The organism is Streptomyces fradiae, from assembly GCF_041270065.1.
GTDB lineage: Bacteria > Actinomycetota > Actinomycetes > Streptomycetales > Streptomycetaceae > Streptomyces.
In genome coordinates, this window is the sequence record NZ_CP065958.1 from 2,397,437 (window position 1) to 2,416,492 (window position 19,056).

Annotated in this window: 17 protein-coding genes and 1 pseudogene; 11 read left to right on the top strand and 7 right to left on the bottom strand. The window is 69.7% G+C overall.

The features are described from left to right. Window positions 1-7 precede the first annotated feature (7 nt). Window positions 8-481: a MarR family winged helix-turn-helix transcriptional regulator gene (locus JAO84_RS10800; RefSeq protein WP_370412584.1), complete on the bottom strand. Its 474-nt coding sequence runs from the start codon at window positions 479-481 to the stop codon at window positions 8-10. 151 nt (window positions 482-632) lie between these two features. Between JAO84_RS10800 and JAO84_RS10805 the strand changes: the two genes are divergently transcribed. The 4 genes from JAO84_RS10805 (at window position 633) to JAO84_RS10820 (ending at window position 4,516) form a co-directional block, all read left to right on the top strand. Then, window positions 633-1,049, top strand: a complete 417-nt coding sequence (locus tag JAO84_RS10805; RefSeq protein WP_370412586.1) for an organic hydroperoxide resistance protein — start codon at window positions 633-635, stop codon at window positions 1,047-1,049. Between the two features lie 283 nt (window positions 1,050-1,332). Next, a complete protein-coding gene (locus tag JAO84_RS10810; RefSeq protein WP_370412588.1) occupies window positions 1,333-3,390 on the top strand; it encodes a phosphocholine-specific phospholipase C in 2,058 nt (685 codons plus the stop codon). Window positions 3,391-3,479: 89 nt separating this feature from the next. After that, window positions 3,480-3,848 (top strand): hypothetical protein, encoded by a 369-nt coding sequence (locus JAO84_RS10815; RefSeq protein WP_370412590.1) that lies wholly within the window; start codon window positions 3,480-3,482, stop codon window positions 3,846-3,848. A 59-nt stretch (window positions 3,849-3,907) separates the two neighbouring features. After that, window positions 3,908-4,516 carry an HAD family hydrolase gene (locus JAO84_RS10820; RefSeq protein WP_370412592.1) on the top strand — a complete coding sequence of 203 codons (609 nt, stop codon included), beginning with the start codon at window positions 3,908-3,910 and terminating at the stop codon, window positions 4,514-4,516. Window positions 4,517-4,565: 49 nt separating this feature from the next. Here the strand turns inward: JAO84_RS10820 and JAO84_RS10825 are convergent, their stop codons facing one another. The 4 genes from JAO84_RS10825 to JAO84_RS10840 form a co-directional block, all read right to left on the bottom strand. Further along, complete coding sequence (locus JAO84_RS10825; RefSeq protein WP_370412594.1) at window positions 4,566-5,609, bottom strand: LacI family DNA-binding transcriptional regulator; 1,044 nt, start codon at window positions 5,607-5,609, stop codon at window positions 4,566-4,568. A gap of 108 nt (window positions 5,610-5,717) precedes the next feature. Further along, window positions 5,718-6,551 carry an ATP-binding cassette domain-containing protein gene (locus JAO84_RS10830; protein WP_370412596.1) on the bottom strand — a complete coding sequence of 278 codons (834 nt, stop codon included), beginning with the start codon at window positions 6,549-6,551 and terminating at the stop codon, window positions 5,718-5,720. Next, complete coding sequence (locus tag JAO84_RS10835) at window positions 6,548-7,543, bottom strand: ABC transporter permease (RefSeq protein ID WP_370412598.1); 996 nt, start codon at window positions 7,541-7,543, stop codon at window positions 6,548-6,550. The genes JAO84_RS10830 and JAO84_RS10835 overlap by 4 nt, the downstream gene beginning before the upstream one ends. A 113-nt stretch (window positions 7,544-7,656) precedes the next feature. Then, on the bottom strand, window positions 7,657-8,667 hold the full coding sequence (locus tag JAO84_RS10840; RefSeq protein WP_370412600.1) for a sugar ABC transporter substrate-binding protein: 1,011 nt from the start codon (window positions 8,665-8,667) through the stop codon (window positions 7,657-7,659). Window positions 8,668-8,847: 180 nt separating this feature from the next. On the opposite strand from JAO84_RS10840, the gene JAO84_RS10845 reads away from it, so the two are divergent. The 6 genes from JAO84_RS10845 to JAO84_RS10870 all read left to right on the top strand — a co-directional run bounded on the left by JAO84_RS10845 (window position 8,848) and on the right by JAO84_RS10870 (window position 16,958). Beyond that, entirely contained in the window at window positions 8,848-9,819 is a 972-nt protein-coding gene (locus JAO84_RS10845) for a carbohydrate kinase (RefSeq protein WP_370412602.1), read from the top strand. Between the two features lie 135 nt (window positions 9,820-9,954). Next, window positions 9,955-12,564: a GH32 C-terminal domain-containing protein gene (locus JAO84_RS10850; protein ID WP_370412604.1), complete on the top strand. Its 2,610-nt coding sequence runs from the start codon at window positions 9,955-9,957 to the stop codon at window positions 12,562-12,564. 97 nt (window positions 12,565-12,661) lie between these two features. After that, entirely contained in the window at window positions 12,662-13,774 is a 1,113-nt protein-coding gene (locus tag JAO84_RS10855) for a right-handed parallel beta-helix repeat-containing protein (protein WP_370412606.1), read from the top strand. Between the two features lie 123 nt (window positions 13,775-13,897). Further along, entirely contained in the window at window positions 13,898-14,443 is a 546-nt protein-coding gene (locus JAO84_RS10860) for a TerD family protein (protein ID WP_370412607.1), read from the top strand. Between the two features lie 18 nt (window positions 14,444-14,461). Then, window positions 14,462-14,860 carry a type II CAAX prenyl endopeptidase Rce1 family protein gene (locus JAO84_RS10865; RefSeq protein WP_370416717.1) on the top strand — a complete coding sequence of 133 codons (399 nt, stop codon included), beginning with the start codon at window positions 14,462-14,464 and terminating at the stop codon, window positions 14,858-14,860. Between the two features lie 1,612 nt (window positions 14,861-16,472). Beyond that, a complete protein-coding gene (locus tag JAO84_RS10870; RefSeq protein ID WP_370412609.1) occupies window positions 16,473-16,958 on the top strand; it encodes a DUF1877 family protein in 486 nt (161 codons plus the stop codon). A gap of 18 nt (window positions 16,959-16,976) precedes the next feature. Here the strand turns inward: JAO84_RS10870 and JAO84_RS10875 are convergent, their stop codons facing one another. Continuing rightward, window positions 16,977-17,411 carry a hypothetical protein gene (locus JAO84_RS10875; protein WP_370416718.1) on the bottom strand — a complete coding sequence of 145 codons (435 nt, stop codon included), beginning with the start codon at window positions 17,409-17,411 and terminating at the stop codon, window positions 16,977-16,979. 302 nt (window positions 17,412-17,713) lie between these two features. On the opposite strand from JAO84_RS10875, the gene JAO84_RS10880 reads away from it, so the two are divergent. Then, the gene (locus tag JAO84_RS10880; protein ID WP_370412611.1) at window positions 17,714-18,148 is read left to right on the top strand and encodes a hypothetical protein; all 435 of its coding nucleotides are present in this window, start codon (window positions 17,714-17,716) and stop codon (window positions 18,146-18,148) included. Window positions 18,149-18,193: 45 nt separating this feature from the next. Here JAO84_RS10880 and JAO84_RS10885 read toward each other — a convergent pair. Then, a pseudogene (locus JAO84_RS10885) lies at window positions 18,194-18,376 on the bottom strand (IS5/IS1182 family transposase); the annotation flags it as partial. Window positions 18,377-19,056 lie beyond the last annotated feature (680 nt).

The following is a 19,056-nucleotide window of genomic DNA, read 5'->3' on the forward strand; positions in this document are numbered from 1 at the left end:
CATCGCCCTACTCGGCGACCGCCACGCACCGCGCCACGTCGTCCGGGTCGACGGCGTCGAGGCGGGTGGCGAGGGCGTTCAGCCGGTCGCGCAGCTCCACGATCTCGGCGAGGTCGAGCCCGGTGGCGGCGGCGATCCCGCGCGGTACGCCGAGGGCCTTCTCGCGCAGGGCGGCCCCCTCGGGGGTGGGCCGCACGGTCACGGACCGCTCGTCCTCGGCACTGCGCCGCCGCTCGACGTAGCCGGCCGCCTCCAGGCGCTTGAGCAGCGGCGAGAGCGTGCCGGAGTCGAGCCGGAGCCGCTCGCCGATCCCCTTGACCGGCAGCTCGCCGTGCTCCCAGAGCACCAGCATCACCAGGTACTGGGGGTAGGTGAGGCCGAGCTCCTTGAGCGCGCCGCGGTAGACCCCGTTGAACGCGCGGGAGGCGGCGTGCAGGGAGAAGCAGATCTGGCTGTCCAGCCGGAGGAAGTCCTCGTCCATGCCCTCAAGGGTACGGGAGAGCTGGATCACACGCCATTGAGTTGTGCACAACTGAATGGCGCGCTACAAATGAATGCAGGGCAGCAGCACGATCCACCGCCCGACTTCCTCGGACAGACCGACCTCCTCGGACAGGAACGGAAGACCACTCATGGACGCGATCTACACCGCAGTCGCCACCGCCAACGGCCGCGAGGGCCGCGCCGTCAGCTCCGACGGCCTGCTCGACCTCCCGCTCGCCCACCCGGTCGCGCTCGGCGGCAACGGCCAGGGCACCAACCCGGAGCAGCTCTTCGCCGCCGGCTACGCGGCCTGCTTCGCGAGCGCCATGGGCGTGGTGGCCCGCCAGGAGAAGATCGACATCTCCGAGGCGTCCGTGACCGCCGAGGTCTCGATCGGCAAGGACGCGGCGGACGGCGGCTTCGGCCTGGCGGTCGTGATGCGCGCCGAGTTCCCGGACCACCTGCAGGGCGAGGCGGGCCGCGCGCTCCTGGAGAAGACCCACGGGTTCTGCCCGTACTCGAAGGCGACCCGCGGCAACATCAAGGTCGACCTCGTCGTCGAGTAAGAAGCCGCAAGCCGCCCACCGAGGTCCCCCACGGACCCTCAACGGGCTCTCAGTGGACTTCTGTTGACAATCGTCCTCCCCCGGGGTGCCATTGACCCCGGGGGCGTTCGTTTGTGAGTTTTCACGTTCGGGCACGGGGGATTCGCCGAACGTACGACGGGCAGTCATGGGACGGCCGCCGGGCGGTGGTTCGCGGGCGCTCTTCTTGGGGCGCTCGCGACCGGCTCCCGGCCGGCTCCGCACCGAGCCCCTGTCCGCTCGCACCCCGGAGGACGTCTCCCCCATGGCCGACCTCGATCGCCGCCGGTTCCTGCAACTGGCGGGCGGCACCGCCGCCTTCACCCTGCTGTCCGACAGCATCGCCCGCGCCGCGTCCATACCCGCGCAGGGCACCACCGGCACCGTCCAGGACATCGAGCACATCGTGGTCCTGATGCAGGAGAATCGTTCGTTCGACCACTACTTCGGCGCACTGAAGGGCGTCCGCGGCTTCGGCGACCCGCGCCCGGTGACGCTGCCCAGCGGAAAGACGGTCTGGAACCAGGCGGACAACTCCGGCAACGTCACGCTGCCCTTCCGGCCGAGCAGCGACAAGCTGGGCATGGAGTACCTCCAGGGCCTGAACCACGACTGGCAGGGCGGCCAGAGCGCCTGGAACAAGGGCAAGTACGACAACTGGATCCCGGCCAAGACCAAGGCCACGATGGCGCACCTCACCCGTGCGGACATCCCCTTCCACTACGCGCTCGCCGACGCGTTCACCGTCTGCGACGCGTACCACTGCTCGTTCATCGGCGCGACCGACCCGAACCGCTACTACATGTGGACCGGGTACGTCGGCAACGACGGCACGGGCGGCGGCCCCGTCCTCAACAACGCCGAGGCGGGCTACGGCTGGACGACCTACCCCGAGCGTCTGGAGGCGGCGGGGGTCTCCTGGAAGATCTACCAGGACATCGGCGACGGCCTGAACGCGGCCGGTTCGTGGGGCTGGATCAACGACGCCTTCCGCGGCAACTACGGCGACAACTCGCTGCTGTACTTCAACAACTACCGCAACGCCCAGCCCGGCAACCCGCTGTACGACAAGGCCCGCACCGGCACCGACGCCAAGGCGGGCGAGGGCTACTTCGACCTCCTGCGCGCCGACGTCCAGGCCGGCCGGCTGCCGCAGATCTCCTGGATCGCCGCGCCCGAGGCCTTCTCCGAGCACGCCAACTGGCCGGCGAACTACGGCGCCTGGTACATCGCGCAGGTCCTGGACGCGCTCACCTCGAACCCGGACGTGTGGGCGAAGACGGCCCTGTTCATCACGTACGACGAGAACGACGGCTTCTTCGACCACGTCGTCCCGCCGTTCGTCCCGGCCGACGCCTCCTGGGGCAAGTCCACGGTCGCCACCACCCTGGACTGGTTCCCCGGCAAGACCGGCTACGCGGCCGGCCCCTACGGCCTCGGCCCGCGCGTCCCGATGATCGTCGTCTCTCCCTGGTCCACCGGCGGCTACACCTGCTCCGAGACCTTCGACCACACCTCGGTCATCCGCTTCATGGAGACCCGCTTCGGGGTGCGCGAGCCCAACATCTCGCCCTGGCGCCGGGCCGTCTGCGGCGACCTGACCTCGGCTTTCGACTTCACGCAGACGCAGACCCAGCCGGCCGCGCTGCCCTCGACCGCCGGCTACTACCCGCCGGACCGGAACCGTCACCCGGACTTCCCGGCCACCGCCCCGGCGGTCGGCACGATGCCCCGCCAGGAGCCGGGCAGCAAGCCCACCCGCCCGCTGAGGTACGCGCCGTACGTGGACGGCGCCGCCGACACGACGGCGGGCACCTACACCCTCGCCTTCAGCGGCGGCGCCTCGGCCGGCGCGCAGTTCTACGTGACCTCGGCGAACCGTACGGACGCGCCGTGGACGTACACGACGGAGGCGGGCAAGTCCCTCTCCGACACCTGGAACACCAAGTACAGCAAGGGCACCACCGACCTCACGGTCCACGGCCCGAACGGCTTCCTCCGCCGCTTCCGCTCCCCCGGCAAGACCGCCGTCCCGGAGGTGACGGCCCGCCACAACGCGACGACCGGCGCCCTGGACCTGACCTTCACCAACGCGGGCCCGTCGACGACGGTCACGGTGACCAACGCCTACGCCGGCACCCCGGTCACCTTGTCCGTCCCGAAGTCCGCGACGGTCACCCACTCCGTCCCCCTCACCTCCTCCGCCCGCTGGTACGACGTGACGATCACGTCCGCCTCGACCACGGACTACGTGCGCCGCCTCGCGGGCCACGTGGAGACGGGCGCGGCGGGCGTGACGGACCCGGGGATCCTGACGTACTAGGCATCTGACGTGCTACTAGGCACCTGACGGCGGGGCGGATGAGTACGGGTGCTCATCCGCCCCGGCGGCCGGTCGGCTTGGCTTGCCCCATGCAGATGAACGATGCCGCGTACGATCCCGACGCACGGGTGACCGGGGGCTGGATCGCCCCGCTCGCCTCGACGGTGGTCACGCTCCCCCTGGGCTTCTTCGCCCTCCTCTACGCGGGCCTCTCCCCGATGGCCTGCGACTCCTGCAACGGGGCGGAGGCCGATCGCTTCGACGCGAGCTTCGAAGTGGCGTTCCCCGTCGCCATGACGGGCCTGCTCGTCGCTCTGGTCCTGCTGATCACCGCCTGGTCCCTCCCCCGCCGCGCCCGGCACGCCGCCCGTCGCGTCGGCTTCGCGGTGGCGGCGCCGCTGACGGTCGTGGTCACGATGATCGCCTTCGCGGCGCTGCTCGACACGCCGACCCGCTGAGGACCACGTTCCGGTCGAGGCAGCGGGCTCTCGGGCTCTCGTCCGGCTAGGGTCGGCCCATGCGACCAGAGGTGATCTTCTTCGACCTGGGGGACGTGGTCTGCCGCTTCCATCCGGAGCGGCGGCTGGCCGCGCTGGGGGAGGAGTGCGGGCTCGGGGCCGGCGAGGTGCGGCAGGTGCTGTACGAGTCCGGGGTCGTCGGGCGCTGGGATCGCGGCCTCGCCTCGGCCGCGGAGATCCACGCCACGCTGGAGCGGGAGCTCGGCTACACGGGTGGCCCCGCGGCGCTCCACGAGCTGTGGTGCACCGCCTTCGAGCCCGACGACCGGGTCCTCGCCCTGGTGGACGGGCTGCGGCCGCTGCGCACGGCGCTGCTCACCAACAACGACGCGCTGCTGCTCGAAGCGCTTCCCGAGGTGCTCCCCCAGATCGCCGCCCGGTTCGAGCCGCTGCTCTTCTCGTGCATGCTGGGCGCCACCAAGCCCGACCCGGCGGCCTACACCCGGGCGCTCGACCTCGTGGGCGTCGCGCCGGAAGCGGCCGTCTTCATCGACGACAAGCCCGCGAACGTGGCGGGCGCCCAGGCCGTCGGCATCACCGCGCTCCACTTCACCGGCGCCGCGGAACTGTCCACCGACCTGGCGGAGCTCCTGGCGGCCGAGGAGTGATCCGAGCCGTGATCCGGGCCGTGATCCCGGCCGTGATCCGGGCGGGAGCTCAGCTCCCGGCCGGTGCCTGACCGGCGGGGTGCGCCAGCGGTTCGCTGGAGCCGCGGACCACCAGACGGGTGGGGACCATGACGGTCCGGGCGCGGGTGCGGTCACCGTCCAGGCGGGCGAGGGCGGTCCTGGCCGCCGCCGCGCCGATCGCCGCCGGGTCCTGGGCCACGACGGTCAGGGCCGGTTCGAGGACGTCGGCGAGCGGGAGGTCGTCGAAGCTGACCAGGGCGATGTCCTTGCGTCCCGCGCGGGTAAGTCGAGCGATGACCCCGAGGGCCATCATGTTGTTCGCCGCGAACAGGGCGGTGGGCGGGTTCGGCAGGTTCAGCAGTGCGGTGGTCTCGGCGGCGGCCCCGTCCTGGCTGTGGGCGCCGGTCACCAGCGTCCGGTCGTAGGGCAGACCGGCCTCGGCGAGCGCCGAGCGGTAGCCGGCGAGGCGCTCGCGCCGGGTGTAGAGCCTGGTGGGCAGGTCTCCGATGAAGCCGATGCGGCGGTGGCCGCGGGCCACGAGGTGGGCGACGCCCTCGTGGACGCCGGCCTGGTTGGAGCTGACCACGCAGTCCGCGGCAAGACCGACCCCCGGCCGGTCGAGGAACACCACCGGCAGTCCGGCCGTGCGCGGCGCCTTGAGGTGGCTGTGATCGGCTCCGAACGCGGGGACGACCATCAGCATGCTGACCCGACGGGCGAGGAAGGTCTGGATCAACGCCCGCTCCCGGTCCGGGTCTTCGGCCGAGGAACCCATGAGCAGGGTGAGCCCCCGGCCGCGTACGGCGTCCTCGATGGCGCCGGCGACGGTGCCGAAGAAGGGGTTGCCGAGGTCGGGCACGACCAGGCCGACGGTGGTGTCGGGGCCGCCGACGCGGATGTTGCGGGCCATGAGGTTCGGCTGGAAGCCGAGCTTCGCGACGGCGGCGAGCACGCGCTCCCGGGTCTCCGGGGAGCTCGGCCCGTCCTCGTTGAGCACCCGGGACACCGTCTTCGCGCTGACGCCCACTTCCCTGGCGACGTCGGCCAGCGTGGGGCGGCGGTTCGCGGCCATGTACCACCGTTCCTGTGCGTTCGTCGGGCCCGGCCCCTGCCCGGGCCGGGCCCGCTGTCCTGACTGTGCGGCGACCCTGTCGTCTGCGTGGCGTCCGCCGGCGGCGACTCAGTGGGCGGACACGCCCGCCGCCTGGGCGGCATCCGCGTCCGCGACGACGGTACCTCCATCGTCGCGCACCCTGAGCGCCCCCGTCATGATGGCGACGACCTCCGCCATGGAATGGTCGGACGGCTTGATCAGCGCCTCGCGGCGGCCGAGCCGGTGGATGTGGATGCGGTCGGCGATCTCGAAGACATGCGGCATGTTGTGGCTGATCAGGACCACGGGCATGCCCTTGTCGCGGACCCGGCGGATCAGGTCGAGGACCTGCCCGGACTCCTTGACGCCGAGGGCTGCGGTGGGCTCGTCCATCACGACGACGCTCGATGCCCAGGCGACGGACCGCGCGACCGCCACGGCCTGGCGCTGCCCGCCGGAGAGCGTCTCCACGGGCTGGGTCAGCGACCGCAGCCCGATCTTGAGGTCGGCCATGTGGGCCGCCGCCTCCTGGCGCATCCGCTTCTTGTCGAGCATGCGCAGCGCGCTGCCGAGGAAGCCCGGCCGGCGCAGCTCGCGCCCGAGGAACATGTTGGAGGCGATGTCCATGGAGGCGGCGACGGCGAGGTCCTGGTAGACGGTCTCGATGCCGTGCTGCCGGGCGCTCTGCGGCCCGGTGAACCTGATGGGCTCGCCGTTCAGCCGGATCTCGCCCTCGTCGGGGGTGAGCGCGCCGGTGAGGGCCTTGATCAGGCTGGTCTTGCCGGCGCCGTTGTCGCCGATGACCGCGAGGACCTCGCCGGGCAGCAGGTCGAAGTCGGCGCCGTCGATGGCGGTGACATGGCCGTACCGCTTGACCAGGCCGCGGGCCTGGAGCACGGGCGTGACATCGGACGTGGTCATCGTGCCTTCCTCCGGGAGATCTGGTCGACGGTCACGGCGAGGATCACGAGCACGCCGGTGATCAGGGTCTGGTAGATGGAGGCGACGCCCATCAGCTGAAGGCCGTTGCGGAACACACCCACAATGAGGACGCCGATGAAGGTGCCGAGGACGGAGCCGCGCCCGCCGAAGAGGCTGGTGCCGCCGAGGACGACGGCGGTGATGCTGTCCAGGTTGTCGGTCTGGCCGGCCTGGGGATCGCCGACGCCGGTGCGGGAGATCAGGAGCAGCGCGGCGATTCCGTAGACGGCTCCGGCCAGGGTGTAGAGGCCGATCGTCAGCCGGGAGGTGCGGATGCCGTTGAGGCGGGCGGCCTCGGGGCTGTTGCCGAGCGCGTACACGTGCCGGCCCCAGGACGTGCCGCTCAGCGCGTACGCGAAGAGCAGGAACAGGGCGATCGTCACCAGCGAGCCGTAGGTGATGTCGGTGTTGCCGAGCGGGAAGGTCTCGCCGAGGGCGGTCAGCGGTGCCGGGAGGTCGGTGACCGTCTGTTCGGCCGAGTAGATGTGGGTCAGGGCGAACGCCACGTTCAGCATGCCGAGGGTGACGATGAACGGCGGGAGCGGGATCAGCCGCACAAGCAGGCCGTTGACCAGCCCGAAGGCCGCGCTGACGGCCAGGCCGAGCGCGATCGCGGCGAGTGGCGGCAGGCCGCCCTGGGCGGCCGCCTTGGCGATGACGATGCTGCCGAACGCCATGACCGCGCCGCAGGAGAGGTCGATGCCGGCGGTGAGGATGATCAGGGTCTGACCGATGGCCAGCGTGCCCACGACCATCACCTGCTGGACGATCAGCGAGAAGTTGCCGCCGGAGAGGAACTGCTCGGTCGTCAGGGAGAAGAAGACGCAGGCGAGCAGCAGGGCGACGAGTGGGCCCGTGGTCGGTGTGGCGAGCAGCCGGCGGACCGTGGTCGGTCCTTTCAGCTGGTCGTAGGGCAGGGTGGTGGCAGTCATGGTGGTCCTTGCCGGTGGTCGGTCGATGGGCGGCGCGGGGCGGGGCTGCGCGGGGCGGGGCGGCGGATCGGGGTTGGTCAGGGGTACGCGCCGTCAGGGGTACGCGCCGGGGCTCAGCCCCAGCACTTCTCCAGGCCGTACGCGGTGCCCTGGGCGTCGACGCCCGGCTTGGCCGCATCGGTGATGAGCGTGACGCCGGTGTCGGTGTAGCCGGAGACCTTCTTGCCGTTCTTGGCGAAGTCGGCGACCGCCTTGACGCCCTGGGAGGCCATCTGGAGGGGGTACTGCTGCGAGGTCGCCGCGATCTTGCCTTCCTTGACGGCCTTCGTGCCGGTGCAGCCGCCGTCGACGGAGACGACGAGCACCTTCTTCTCCAGGCCCTTCGCCTTGAGCGCGGTGTAGGCGCCCAGCGCGGCCGGCTCGTTGATCGTGTACACGACGTTGATGTCCGGGGACTTCTGGAGGCAGTTCTCCATCGCCGTCTGGCCCTTGGCCTGGTCGCCGCCGGTGTCCTGCATGCACACGACCGACGGGTCGCCCTCCGCGACGCCGAAGCCCTTGAGGAAGCCCTGGTGGCGCTGCACGCCCACCGCCACGCCCGGCGCGAGGTCCAGCGTGGCGATCTTCGCCTGTTTGCCGGCCATCGCCGCCTTGGCGTACCCGCCGATGAGCTCTCCCGCCTTGACGTTGTCGGTCGCGAAGAGGGCGTCGGTGGCGTCCTGCGGCTCGGTCGGGCTGTCGAGCGCGATGACCAGAACGCCCTTGGAGCGCGCCTTCTCCAGGGCGGGGACGATCGCCTTGGAGTCGTTGGGCGTGATGAGGATGCCCTTCACACCCGAGTTGACCATGTTCTCGATCGCGGTGACCTGGCCCGCGTTGTCGCCGTCGAACTTCCCGGCCGCGCTGACGAGTTCGACGCCGTTGGCCTTCGCGGCCTGCTCGGCGCCCTCCTTCATCTTCACGAAGAACGGGTTCGTGTCGGTCTTGGTGATCAGCCCGACCTTGGTCCCACCGCCGGATCCGCCCTGCGCACCGGCGCCACAGGCCGTCAGGGTCAGCGCCGAGACGGCGACGAGAACGGTCGATCCGGTGGCGGCGCGGAGGGTGCGGTTTCTGCGAAGCATGGCTGATCTCCTGCTGGACGAGGCGGAGGGAGGTGATGTCAGCGTTGACAGATGTCATCGTTGACACTGCTTGCGGAGGATGATGAACTCCGTCACCCGGAAACGTCAATGCCTTGGCGCCGTCACAAATCCGCAACGCCGTCCGCGCCGCCTCCCCCGCCCGTCTGGAGAGAACGAGTCATGCGCCTGCCTCTGGTCACCGTCCTCGGCGAATGCGTCGCGGACGCCTTCACCGCTCCCGCGCCCGCGCCGGGCGAGCTCGCCCTGCGGGTCCTGCCGGGCGGCGGCCCGGCCAACACGGCGGTGGCGCTCGCCCGCCTGGGCACGCCCGCCCGCTTCCTGGGGCGCCTGTCCGACGACGTCTTCGGCCGCCTGTTCCGCGCCCACCTGGAGGCCTCGGGCGTCGACCTCTCGGCCGCCGTCCGCGCACCCGAGCCCAGCACGCTGGCCGTCGCCGAGCTCGACGGACGGGGCCAGGCCTCGTACTCCTTCCACGCCCAGGGCACCGCGGACTGGCAGTGGACGGCGGACGAACTCGCCGCGACGGACCTCGCCTCCACGGCCTGCCTGCACTCCGGCTCCCTGGCCCTGGTGCGCGAGCCCGGCGGAACGGTCGTGGAGGAGTTCCTCGGCCGCGCCGCCGCCACGGCCACCGTCTCCGTCGACCCCAACGTCCGGCCGCTGCTCGTCGACATGGAGGTCTACCGCGAACGTCTGCCGCGCTGGTGCGCGCTCGCGGACATCCTCCGGCTCAGCGAGGAGGACCTGGAACTGCTCCTGCCCGACCACACGATCGAGCGAGCCTGCGACACCTGGCACGCGGCGGGCGTCCCGCTGGTCGTGATCACCCGCGGGGAGCGCGGCGCGGTCGCCTCGCTGAACGGCGAGCGGGTCGTCGTACCGGCGCCGCCGACCGACGTCGTCGACACCGTCGGCGCGGGCGACTCCTTCACCGCGGGGCTCCTGCACCACCTCGGAGCCAAGGGGCTGCTCGGCGGTCGCCTGACGGACCTGCGGGTCGACGACGTCTTCGACGCCTGCGCCTTCGCCTCCCAGGTGGCGGCGCTGACCTGCGGTGTCGCCGGGCCGAACCCGCCGTGGGCCGGGCAGTTGAGGCTGCCGGCGTCCGCGGAGGGACGTGCTGCCGTCTGAACCGGCGAACGGACCTGCGGCGGGACCGGCGACCGGACCGGCGGCGGGACGAACTCGGCCCGGGCCATTGACGGGCCGCCCGGAACCCCCACATCATCTCTCCGCAGCGGGTGTCATCGCTGTCACATGTCATCGATGACACCCGTTTTCCCGGGCCGCACCCAGTGCAGGAGAAACCATGAGCCGAGCCCCGCCCGCCGCCGTGTCCCGCTCCGCCTCGTCGCCGCCGCGGCCGCGACCTGCGCGCTCACCGTCGCCTCCGTCACCTCCGTCGCCCCGCAGGCGGCGGCGGAGGTGAGCAGCCCGTACACGGAGACGTACCGCCCCCAGTTCCACTTCAGCCCCGCGAAGAACTGGATGAACGACCCCAACGGACTGGTCTGGTTCCAGGGCGAGTACCACCTCTTCTACCAGTACAACCCGAACGGGAACACCTGGGGCGACATGTCCTGGGGCCACGCCGTCAGCAAGGACCTCGTGCACTGGCAGGAGCTCCCCCTCGCCCTCCCGCACGACGAGAAGGAGATGGTCTTCTCCGGCAGCGCCGTCGTCGACCACGACAACACGACGGGGTTCGGGACCCAGGAGAACCCCGCGATGGTGGCCGTGTACACGAGCCACTTCAAGGACGGTGGCAAGCAGGCCCAGTCCCTGGCGTACAGCACCGACCGCGGCCGCACCTGGACCAAGTACGCCGGGAACCCCGTGCTCGACATCGGGTCCACGGAGTTCCGCGACCCCAAGGTCCAGTGGTACGCGCCCACCAGGAGCTGGCTGATGACGGTGTCGCTGTCCGCCGAGCACAAGGTCCGGTTCTACTCCTCCAGGGACCTCAAGAGCTGGACGCATCTGAGCGACTTCGGCCCGCAGAACGCGGTGGGCGGCGTCTGGGAGTGCCCGGACCTGTTCCCGCTGCCCGTCGACGGCGACCCCCGGCGCGTCAAGTGGGTGCTCGTCGTCAACATCAACCCCGGTGGCATCGCCGGTGGTTCGGCCGCCCAGTACTTCGTGGGCGACTTCGACGGCAGGCGCTTCACGCCCGACGACGACGGCTCGTACACGCCTCCGCCCGGAGTGACGGTGCAGGACTTCGAGGGGGCCGACTACGGCAGCTGGCGGACGACCGGCACCGCCTTCGGCGACGGACCGGTCCCCGCGCCCGCGCCCGGGACCTCGGGCACGAGCGGATTCGAGGGCAAGGGGCTCGTCGACAGCTTCCACGGCGGGGACGCCGAGACCGGCACCCTCACCTCACCGCCCTTCACCGTCGACAGCCCGTACCTCAACTTCAAGGTGGCAGGCGGCCGTCACCCGCACATCCCCGGCTCGGTGATCGGCGACTCCCCCGCACCCGCGGGAGAGGTCCTCGCCGACTTCGAACAGGACGGCTACGGCTCCTGGACCACCACGGGCACCGCCTTCGGCAACGGCCCCGCACACGGCACCCTCCCCGGGCAGAACCCGGTCACCGGGCACGACGGCGGCGGCCTGGTGAACAGCTTCCTCGACGGCGACGGGACCACGGGCACCCTCACCTCACCCGAGTTCACCCTCACCGCAAAGCACATCAACTTCCTCGTCGGCGGCGGCCACCACCCCTCCGGATCCGAAGCGCCCACCGCCGTCCGGCTCGTCGTCGACGGCAGGACCGTACGCAGCGCCACGGGCGCCGACTCCGAGGAGCTCAACTGGGCCTCCTGGGACGTCGGCGACCTCGCCGGCCGGACCGCGCACATCGAGGTCGTCGACCGGAACACCGGCGGCTGGGGCCACATCCTGCTCGACCAGGTCATGCTGTCCGACACCCCGGCACGGCCACGCTCGACCGAGACGGCGGTCAATCTCCTCGTCGACGGCGAGGTCGTCCAGAGCGAGACCGGCGGGAACGGCGGCAGCCTGGACTGGGCCTCCTTCGACCTGCGCGCCCACCAGGGCAAGCAGGCCATCGTCCAGATCGTCGACATGAACCGGGGCGGCTGGGGCCACGTCCTGGCCGACCACTTCGTCGCCGCCGACCGGCCGGCGGTCCCGAGCGTCCGCCGGGCCTCCTGGCTCGACCACGGCAAGGACTACTACGCGGCCGTCTCCTGGGAGGACGCCCCGGACGGCAGGCGCCGCATGATCGGCTGGATGAACAACTGGCAGTACGGCAACGACATCCCGACCTCCCCCTGGCGCAGCGCGCAGAGCATCCCCCGCGAGATGGCCCTGCGCACCGTGAACGGCCGGCTCCGGCTCACCCAGCAGCCCGTGTCCACGGTCGAGTCGCTGCACGCCGGCACCTCGGTCGGGGTGCGCGACGTGCAGATCCCGGAAGGCTCCGTACCGCTGGCAGGCGGCCGCGCCGACGGCAAGGCGCTCGACATCCGGGCCACCTTCACCCTCGGCGACGCCGAACTCTTCGGGTTCACCGTGCGCACGGGCGCGGGCCAGGAGACCGTCATCGGCTACGACACCGCGACCCAGGAGCTGTACGTCGACCGGACCCGATCGGGTGCGGTCGACTTCCACGACGACTTCCCCGGCGTCCAGCGCGCACCACTGACCGCCCGGAACGGCAAGGTTCGGCTCCGCGTCCTCGTCGACTGGTCCTCCGTCGAGGTGTTCGGCGGCGACGGCGAGGCCGTGATCACGGACCAGATCTTCCCCAGCCCCGACAGCGACGGCGTCCGCCTCTTCGCCGAAGGCGGCTCCGCCCGCCTGGACGGCGCCAAGGTCTGGCAGCTGCGGTCGTACCGCGACTGACATCGACCGCCCCGCCGGCCGCCGTACAGCCGATCATGATCAATGTGCGCCCACTCTGCGTCACGATTACGTTGCGTTCAGTAGTCGTACTGATCAGATGGGGACGGTTGTGCTGAGACAGACAAGACAGACCGCATACGCCGGACGCACTGCCTTCACGGGGATCGTCACGGCGGCCATGGCGGTTGCGGCGGTCGTGAGCGTACCGACGAGCGCCACGGCCCAGGAGTTCGTGCCCTGCGGGCAGACCGCACTGAAGAATGCCATCGCCCGGGCGAACGCGACCCCTGGCCCGAGCCTGCTCGTCCTCGCCCTCGGCTGCCAGTACACGCTGACGACACCGCACAACGACGCCAACGGCCTGCCGGTGATCACCAGCCAGATCTCCCTCATCGGCAACGGGAGCACCATCAGGCGGAGCACCCAGACCGGCACGCCGGAGTTCCGGATCTTCGAGGTCAGCGGGCCCAACGGTGACCTGCGGCTCGGCGGTCTCACCGTACGGAACGGCCGCGCCCCGACGGCCTTCGGGGGCGGCGTCTGGGTGCACGGCGGCGGAAAGCTCTCGGTCGACCGGAGCAAGATCATCCATAACTACGCCGACGAAGGCGGCGGTGGCATCGCATCCGAGAGCAGCACGGTCACCGTCTCGAACAGCGACCTCATGTACAACGTCAGCCTGGGCGACGGCGCCGGATACCTCGACTACCCCCAGAGCGTCACGATCTTCCGCAACAGCACGGTCAGCGGCAACACCTCCCTCGGCGGCCAGGGCGGGGGGATCGAAGTGGACGGGAGGCTGACGGTGAGCGACAGCAGAGTGCTCGACAACTCCGCCGGAGCCGACGGCGGCGGCATCATGATCGCGCCCGACGCGAACGTGACGCTGACCGACACCGTCATCCGCAGCAACTCGTCGGCGGCCATCGGCGGCGGCATCAACAACTACGGCACGCTGCAGATGACCGGGGGCGAGATCTTCGCCAACCGGGTCACCCAAGGGGCCCTCGACAGCAGACAGGGCGGCGGCATCGCGAACCGAGGAGGATCGGTCACGCTCAGCAACACTCGGGTGACGAACAACGCCGCCCTCAATGCCCCTGGCGGCATCCTCAACTCCGGGGGCCAAGTAACGCTGAACTCCACCGTAGTCACGGAAAACCTGCCCACCAACTGCGCTCCGAGCACCGTGCCCGGCTGCACGGACTGACCGGCACCGACCGGCTGGGGGCCGACAAGGCCGACGAGGGGCGTCAAATCGCTGTTCACCGGCCATACTTGCCCGTGGCGGGGAGTGCGGCTCCGCGCCGGCGGGTGGGGGAGGGGATGTCCGGTGAGCGGTGTCGGCGAGGGCCTCGGGCGGATCGAGGTAAGACTCAAGTGGGATCCCAGCCCGTGGGGAGAGCGGCCACGCCACCTCGACATCATCGCCGCGACCTACGCCGACTCCGACCGGTACGGCTGGCCCGTCTACGTCGTCCACTACGACAGTCGTTCGCCGGACGGCACCATCACCATGCCCCGGCACAGCACGACCGGGCAGGGCTTCGGATTCGTCGAGGTGATGGTCCTGGAGTTCGACCGGCTGGCCTCCGCCTACGGCCGGGTCGTCGTCGGTGTGGCCATCCACCAGGACGACGGTCCGCGCACATTCGGCGACATACGCAATGCCGGCGTGCTGGTCGTCGAGAAGTACACGGAGCTGCTGAAGGACGACTTCACGCGCGTCGCCGGAGCGCATGCCGCGACGATCGCGGAGTTCGTCCGGGACGCCTCCGGGCGGTGGCGGATGCACGCGCTGATCCGTGGCCACGACAGCGACCCGGCGGCCTTCATCGCCGAGATGGGCAGGGCCCACGACCAGATGGGCGATGAGTAGGGGAGGGGACAGCAGGCCCTGCATCCGGTCGGTCCGGTCCGTGCGGCTGCCGGCGTCGCCGTCCTGTTCGGCGCGGGGCACGTCCAGAACCACCTGTTCCTCGGCGCCCCGCTCGACGACACGCTGTGGCAGATGCTGTCCGCCGGCCTCTTCGGCTTCACCTGTGCCGCTCTGCGCTACGCGATCGGCTCGGTCTGGCCGATGGGCGTCGTGCACGGCCTCGACGACTTCTTCCAGATCCACTCACCCGGTACGACCCCGGACTGGTGGCAGGCGAGCGTGTACGTCTTCCATGCCGCCTACGGCCTGTGGCTGCTGCGCCGATACGGCCCTGAAGTCACGTCCGTACCGCGCGAAGCCGTCCGTACGGACCCGGACCCTGACGAGCGGCCCGAGGGAGCCGGGGCACTCGGCTGACACGTACGCCCTCCGGGCGGCGGCCCTGAGTAGCCCGCCGACGTGGCCGGTCCAGAACAACTGCGACGGCGAAGCCGGCACCGACATCGCCATCCGCTGCGAGATCACCCGCGGCATCCCGTAGACCGGGCCTCCGGACTTCCGGGGGTCGGTCCCGATCGAGGCCATACGAGTGATCGTGCGGCGCGTCAGTGTGGCGCCGGCGTGGCGCACACCTTGTCGGCGTTAACGTGAAACCAGCGTTTCCGCTGGTCACGACGTTTCTGCTACTGTGGGGCGGGTGGGACTCGAACCCATTTCAGTGACGCGTCTCACCTGCGACGATGCCAAAGGGTCGGACATATCCATCCGATTCCATCCGGCTGCGTCCCCGCTCGATCCCGCTCGATCGGGGGCCGTGCAGCGTTCGCTGCACCGCTGTCGCCACGCTCCGCGGCGTCCGCCGACCTCAGGTCGACTTCGCCGGCCTGCGGCCCGCCATCGTTTGGCGGGCCTGCTGTAGGCCGTCCATACAAGCGCCAGGTGTACTTGGCGGGTGGTGACGCTACGTAATGCATCTGCCGCTGAGAACCCCGACCCCGACCACCAGCGCCGGGCTCGTCAGCGAGCGCAGTCTCCGGTTCGGGTCGGGGCAGCTCGTCCAGGTCAAGGGTGAAGGTGCGCCCGTCGGTCAGATCGATGGGGAGCTTTCCGGTGCCGTACTTGTGCGTGTGCGCCGCGATGTAGCCGGTTCCGGTGGGCTGGGTGTGGTCGACGACCTCCGCCGCCTTTGGGTCCACCACCATCACGGACGTGGTCCTCGCCGATCTGCATCAGCCTGGTGATGTCCTTCGCGGTCCGGCTGATCCGCTGTAACCCCCGGCTGAGCACGGCGGCTCGCGAGTCGGCAGGACGCAGCTTGCGAACAGGCCCCCAATCACACCGCCGGCCATTCCAGGGCGGCCCCGTCGCGGAACCGGAACCCCAAGGCGTGAACGAGCGCGAAGAACAAATCCTCCGCCAGCGGATCACACTCAGCACCAGGGCAGACCCAAGCGCCACCGGGTCCGGTTGAAGGCCAGCCCCTCGAGCCCAAGCTGCAGCTCGCTCACCTAATTCCCCCGAATCACCGATCCACTCACCGGGCAGACCGCAATCCCGTGCCATCTCCGGCGACAAGGCACATTGCCATGACAGACCATCGGGACTCGCTGCCTGAACTGTCGCGAAGTCGCTGTCAATAACATGACAGACCAGTACAGAAGCTCGCGTCTCGCCGTTGATCGAAGGATCCGGATCCGCGATAGGGCAGGCTTGCAGGATCTGCCACTCGCCATCACGCGCCGACCACAAGGGCACACAGTCCGACGCCCGCATAGCCGCCAACTCCGTCAGCGGCCGACTGGCTCGCGCCACGATGAAAGACCCCGAGAACCCCATGACCGGGAACGATAGCCGCGATCACTGACACCGTTGGTTGCCCGGCCAAGGCTGCGTAACCAGCCACGAGGCAGGCCGAAAGTCCTGCCTGATGCCACGAGTCGATATCGACGACCCGTGCTGTCAGTGCCCTCAAGTAGGTTCTGTCCGTTCGGCCTGCCAGGTGGGTCGTTGAGCTGAGGGATTTGTCGTAGTGAGCATCTACCTGCACTTTCGTGCCGTGGCTGAGTCCGAGATCCGGGATGACCACACCTGGCTCGCTGCGTTCATGGCTGAGGCTTGGGAAAACGACGACGCCGAGTACGCAGCGGGCATCGCGCACTCGATCAACAAGGGCTGGGACGCTGTCAACGACCTCTATGCCGCCGCCGATGCCCTGTATACAGACGCCGACGAGCCCTGGAATTTGCCGATCTACGGCGGCCGCCCGGTACCCCACAGCGCTGATGCCGATCCCTCTGATCCCCCGCTGATGCTTCTGGAGCCGTCTGGGGTGTCACGGGCCGCGCGTTTCCTTACGACTGTCTCTTTCGACGAACTGTGGAACGTCGTCGAGGCAAGGTTCGGTGCACTCGGCTGGACCAAGCATGAACACCTCGAACATCACAGGGCGCTCCAAGAGTTCTACGGGCAGGCGGCTTCGGCAGGCCACGCGGTGGTCAAAGCGGTGTGGGCTTGAGTCGTGTCCACGTGCTGATCACAGCCATTCGTTGATAGCCGCGACCAGCGCAGTCACCTCGTAGCGGCCATCAATGAGTGGCTGTGGCCCGTAGCGGACCGCGAGCTTCTCGTACCGGTGGCGACGGCGCGGTGTCTCTTGAGGCGGTTGATCCCGCACTCGACCGCATGACGCTCGCGGTAGTCGACCGGGGGGGGAATCGCGGTGGCCGGCCACCGTGAGAGCCTCACTTCCTGCGCTATGCCCCTGGTCGGCCTTGTCGGGGATGGCGCAGCGGATCCCGCGCCGGCGGAGGTAGGCGCGGTTCTTGCGGGAGGCGTACGCCTTGTCTGCCCGCACGCGATCAGGGCGGACGCGTGGTCGACCCGGCCCGATGCGAGGCACGCGGACCTTCCAGCACTGGTTCGAACGCGGCGAGTCCCCGGGCTGCCCGGCGGTCACCACGATCGACATGGGCTTCTGCCCCTGCTCGACGGCGAGATGCAGGTTGGTGGTGAACCCGCCGCGCGAGCAGCCCAGTCCGTGATCACGAGGCTCGGTAAACACGCCGACGGCGGCCGACTTGCCCTGGCACCCTTCGGCAACAACGGCTCCAGCACCGCCCACTGCTCGTCCGTGAGATCTCCCCGCCCTATGAACTGAGATCGTTCACAGTCCAAGATCCACCTTCGATACACGTCCGGACCTGTCCGCGCGATCACGCTGAGGTAACGCGTCAGGGGCTGCCGTCTCAGGCCATCGGTAGGGTTCGCGACATGGGAGCGAGCAGATGGTCGTACTTCACGCCTTTCCAACGCAGTGAGCAGGATGCATTGAATGATCTTCGCGAGACGGTCTTCGCCCGGGAGGACGAGTACTACCGGGAAGAAGGCATCGAGACGCTGGCATCGCTGATGGCGAGCGGTTGGCTGGACGAGGAGCCGGCGCACTCCGTTCTGGACGTCGAGCGCGTGGTCCGTTGCGAGGAACACATGGAGGAACCTGGTGACGTGAGGGTGGTCGAAGCGGCGGAAGTCGTTGAACTGTTCGGGACGGCGCAACCCGGGCGGGAGGTCGTCGAGCAGGCCCTGAAGCGGGCTGGAGACGGTTGGTTCCCACCGTTCGATCGCGGCTCCGGCTGCTGCACGATCGTTTACGGAGGCGAGGGCCGCCCGGCGGAACTGTGCTTTTGGGGCTTTACCGGAGACTGATCAGGGCCACACGGCCAGAGATGCCACCAGCACTTCTTTGGTCGATCATGTGCGGAGCCAGATGACGAGGGCTGCGGCGGCCGCGATCCCGAGGAAGACGTACCCGCGCTTGTCGTAGCGGGTGGCTACCGCTCTGGCGTACTTGAGCAGGTTGATCGCCAGTTCAACGGTGTTTCGCTTCTTATACCGCTCTTCGTCGAAGCCAGATGACCGTCCGCCACATTTCCCCGTGGAGAATTCCGAAATTCACCTGCCGGTGATCCCGCCACCTGCCACAGCGTCTGTTGCTGACCGGCAGGAACGGCCTCAGCTGGTTCCCACTCGGCATCCGTCAGATCACCCCGCCCCATGTCCACAACAACGACACACCGCAGAGCAGTCACAGGATCAGCCGGACGAGTCCTAGCCGTTGGATCCCCCAGCAGTCGCAGGGCGGTGATGGGCCGGATCGCCCTCCTCAGACCTTGAGTGGGTATCGAAGGGGTTTTGGGGAGTGGGGTGCCCGTTGCCGGAGGCCGACGGCGAGTCGGTGGCTGCGGACGTCAGGACGGAGTCGCAGTAGGTTGCGACATCCTTGCCGTGAGCCGCAGCGACCAGACGCTCCCATGCTTCGGCGTCCATGGCTTTGCCCTTGTCCAGGGACTTCTCGTACCTGCGGCAGAGGGGCTCACTCGACTGGGGCGGGTGAGTCGGGCCGTGGGGAATGCCCCGTGTCGTCGGGACTTCGTGAGGAGAAGGTGGGCTTGAGCCCGGGAACTCGAACGACGAGACCTCAGGTTCTGGCAGCGGAGCAGAACTGCTGCGGCGGGGTTCGGGCTCGCGGGCCTCGGTCTCATCGAAGGGGTCGTGCGACACAACTGCGGCGAATGCGACGCCGCCGAGGGTCAAGCTCGCAGCCAGGGCTGCGA

What these genes read in the sequence shown, in the direction of transcription:
- JAO84_RS10800 (WP_370412584.1), bottom strand. Translation starts at nt 481, where the DNA reads ATGGACGAGGACTTCCTCCGGCTGGACAGCCAGATCTGCTTCTCCCTG.
- JAO84_RS10805 (WP_370412586.1), top strand. Translation starts at nt 633, where the DNA reads ATGGACGCGATCTACACCGCAGTCGCCACCGCCAACGGCCGCGAGGGC.
- JAO84_RS10810 (WP_370412588.1), top strand. Translation starts at nt 1,333, where the DNA reads ATGGCCGACCTCGATCGCCGCCGGTTCCTGCAACTGGCGGGCGGCACC.
- JAO84_RS10815 (WP_370412590.1), top strand. Translation starts at nt 3,480, where the DNA reads ATGCAGATGAACGATGCCGCGTACGATCCCGACGCACGGGTGACCGGG.
- JAO84_RS10820 (WP_370412592.1), top strand. Translation starts at nt 3,908, where the DNA reads ATGCGACCAGAGGTGATCTTCTTCGACCTGGGGGACGTGGTCTGCCGC.
- JAO84_RS10825 (WP_370412594.1), bottom strand. Translation starts at nt 5,609, where the DNA reads ATGGCCGCGAACCGCCGCCCCACGCTGGCCGACGTCGCCAGGGAAGTG.
- JAO84_RS10830 (WP_370412596.1), bottom strand. Translation starts at nt 6,551, where the DNA reads ATGACCACGTCCGATGTCACGCCCGTGCTCCAGGCCCGCGGCCTGGTC.
- JAO84_RS10835 (WP_370412598.1), bottom strand. Translation starts at nt 7,543, where the DNA reads ATGACTGCCACCACCCTGCCCTACGACCAGCTGAAAGGACCGACCACG.
- JAO84_RS10840 (WP_370412600.1), bottom strand. Translation starts at nt 8,667, where the DNA reads ATGCTTCGCAGAAACCGCACCCTCCGCGCCGCCACCGGATCGACCGTT.
- JAO84_RS10845 (WP_370412602.1), top strand. Translation starts at nt 8,848, where the DNA reads ATGCGCCTGCCTCTGGTCACCGTCCTCGGCGAATGCGTCGCGGACGCC.
- JAO84_RS10850 (WP_370412604.1), top strand. Translation starts at nt 9,955, where the DNA reads ATGACACCCGTTTTCCCGGGCCGCACCCAGTGCAGGAGAAACCATGAG.
- JAO84_RS10855 (WP_370412606.1), top strand. Translation starts at nt 12,662, where the DNA reads ATGGGGACGGTTGTGCTGAGACAGACAAGACAGACCGCATACGCCGGA.
- JAO84_RS10875 (WP_370416718.1), bottom strand. Translation starts at nt 17,411, where the DNA reads ATGTCGATCGTGGTGACCGCCGGGCAGCCCGGGGACTCGCCGCGTTCG.
- JAO84_RS10880 (WP_370412611.1), top strand. Translation starts at nt 17,714, where the DNA reads ATGGGAGCGAGCAGATGGTCGTACTTCACGCCTTTCCAACGCAGTGAG.